The sequence below is a fragment of the Campylobacter concisus UNSWCS genome, from assembly GCF_000466685.1.
Taxonomy (GTDB): Bacteria; Campylobacterota; Campylobacteria; order Campylobacterales; family Campylobacteraceae; genus Campylobacter_A; species Campylobacter_A concisus_A.
Window position 1 is genome coordinate 1 of record NZ_ANNG01000059.1, and the last position, 2,774, is coordinate 2,774.

Here is a 2,774-nt window from a genome sequence, read left to right on the forward strand (position 1 = left end):
CGAGCTTATGCCAAACTCAGTCTCGAGCGATATACCGCCTACTTGTTTCCAGTTAAATTTAAATCCGCCCAAATTTAAGACCATCTCTACTCCCTGATCTCGGTATTTGCTTGATTGAATTGATCTCTTTGTATAGCACGTTTGACGCTTTGAGTGAGCGCTCTTTCAAACTCGCTTAGATCAAATCTACCTTCGCTTGTAGCTATGTTGAAGCCACCGTTTAAATTTATAGTTATATTACCGCCGGTGGTAGCCAATGCCTTTGCAGTTTGTTTTATCTGTGGTACGTCTTTTTCGCCAAACATCGAGCCAAAAAAGCCCTCGTCATTTTGTCTGCTCTCTTGTTTCGGCTCTTCATCCCCAAAGCCAAAAAATTCCTTTGTGCCTTTCCACGCACTACCCAAAGCATCGCCAACCGTGCTCGTGATGTCACTGATCCATGCAAATTTTTCTCCTATCCAGTCAAAAAAGCCGCCAAACAGCTCGTTCAACCATGCCACTACGCTATCAAATATCGATGTGAAGAAATTTGCCGTAGCCTCCCAGTATGGTCTAATGGCTTCCCAAAAATCGCTGAAAAAGGCTTTTACCTTGTCCCAGTTCATTATGATAGCCGCTGCGGCCGCGGCAAGGAGTGTGAGAATCAGTCCGATCGGGTTAGATATGAGTGCTAGACTCATCGCTTTTATACCGAGCACTAAAATTTTAAGCGCTTTGCTGACTCCGCTAACAGTGAAAGCAAACGCCTTACAGACCATGTTCCAAGCAGCCGTGAAAAAGGCTGCGGTCTTTGTGCTCGCCGCTACCCAAAGATAAGCGGCATTCAGCTTTAATGTGAGGAGAGTTTTCTTCTTGAATACACTTGCCAAAAACGAAAAAGCGGTTGCCATTATCTTTATTTGACTTATCACTATCCCCATGCTCCACCACAAAATTTTAAGCATAGGAGCCACGGTAATAATAGCAAGCATACCGCCTACAATGCCAAATAGTGTTTTTGACAAATTTGGAAATTTCTCGGTAAACGCGGCTATAGAATTTGTCACTTTTGAAAGTCCATTTACGATTAAATTTAACGTTGGCAAAAAGGCATCACCTATCGTGATACCTAAGCTTATGAAGCTTTGAGTAAGCCTTTCTAGTCCGCTTTTAGTAGTGGCTAGTTTAGCCTTCATCGATTCGTCCATACTGCCGATCGCTCCCTTATCGTTTACTAAATTTACAGCCTGGTTGTATTGACCGATCGCATTTACTAGCGAACCCATATCGTCGGCAAATTGAGTACCGAATAGATCGGTTAGTACGCCCATTTGAGCCTTTTTATCGACTTTGGCTAGAGTGTTTAAAAACATATCAAGCCCACCGCTAGCATCGCGTGCCATTGCAACCTTTAAGTAGTTTGCATCCATTCCAATGCTTTGCAGAGCTTTTTTAAATTTCTCGTCTTGACCGTCGATATTTGCAAGTTTATTAAATAACGAGTTCATTGCCGTCGAAGCCACTTCTGGAGCTTTGCCTAGAGACAAAAAGCTACTAGCAAGAGCCGAAATTTTATCGCCTTTAAGTCCAAGTATCGAACCTGAGCCTGCCGTACGACCGATTACGTTTATAATATCTCTTGCTTTTACCATAGACATTTTATCGTCAAGATAGTTTATTTTATCGCCCAAGGTGGCTATCTCGTCTATACCTAGTTTTAGGTTGTTCATCGTTAGCGCAATCGCATCGCCTGCATCTTTACCGCTCATATCAAACGCTACGCCCATTTTAGAGACGAGCTTTGTAAAGTCTGCAATCTTTGAGCTATCAAGTCCAAGCTGTCCGCCAGAGGCTGAAATTTGCGCTAGCTCATTTGCGTTTATGCCAAGTTCGCGACTTAGCTGTTTTATCTGCTCTCCTAAATTTTTTACCTCGTCCTCACTTTTAAAATCGACGTATTTTTTAACTTCCGCCATCGAGCTTTCAAAATCTACGGCAAGTTTAACCGGTACCACAAAGCTAGCAGCCGTTGCTAGAGTGCTTTGCCATTTACCCAGCTCACTACTAATCTTGCCTACATTCGTATCGATGTTTGCTTTAAGTGTGCCGATCTTAGCTATTTTTTCATTTAGCCCAGTAACGTTTTTGCCAACTTTTTCAAGCCCAGCACTAAGCTTGCTAAGTGAGCTTATATTGCCAGATAACGCACCAAAGCCAGCTGTTTTTAGGCTAATTAATATACCCACTTGCGTACTATCCATTTTTATTCTCCTTTTCTTGACTTTACTGGTTTTTTGGCTTAAAATATCCGTATGAAACGGCTCATTTTTCTTTTATTTGTCCTATTTTTAGGAACTCTTAGCACCTATATGATCGAGGGTAAAATACCAAATAGCGATAATGTCGCAGGTGGACTATTTTTCGGAACCATCTTAGCAGTGCCGATTTTTGCTCTACTTAATGCTTTTAAGTTAGCTCCATCCACCAAAGATTGTCCTACGCCTAATATAGATTTTCTTTTTGATGAAGGAAAAGACGGCAGCGTTAGCATTTTTGCGGCTTTGGCTCTAATTTTTTCAGGGCTGATAGGCCTTTTTAGTATTGAATTAGCTCTTGCTTGCGCCTTTGGCTCCATACTATTTCAGGGCGTTATTAAATTCTTAATAAGCTATATCTTTTATGCCAAACTTTGAGATTTAGCCTTTAAAATTTCCATCGCTATTTTTAAAAAATCCTCATATTCGTCTACGTAAAACTCCATAATTTCATCAAACGAAAAATGAAGCGCGTGTCCT

Annotated in this window: 2 protein-coding genes; one reads left to right on the top strand and one right to left on the bottom strand. The window is 41.3% G+C overall.

What is annotated here, in order from left to right; translation table 11 throughout:
• Positions 1–86 precede the first annotated feature (86 nt).
• Positions 87–2,240, bottom strand: coding sequence for a phage tail tape measure protein (locus tag UNSWCS_RS10020; protein WP_021088411.1), 2,154 nt, complete (start codon positions 2,238–2,240; stop codon positions 87–89).
• Positions 2,241–2,291: 51 nt separating this feature from the next.
• On the opposite strand from UNSWCS_RS10020, the gene UNSWCS_RS10025 reads away from it, so the two are divergent.
• The gene (locus tag UNSWCS_RS10025; RefSeq protein ID WP_035143930.1) at positions 2,292–2,672 is read left to right on the top strand and encodes a hypothetical protein; all 381 of its coding nucleotides are present in this window, start codon (positions 2,292–2,294) and stop codon (positions 2,670–2,672) included.
• Positions 2,673–2,774 lie beyond the last annotated feature (102 nt).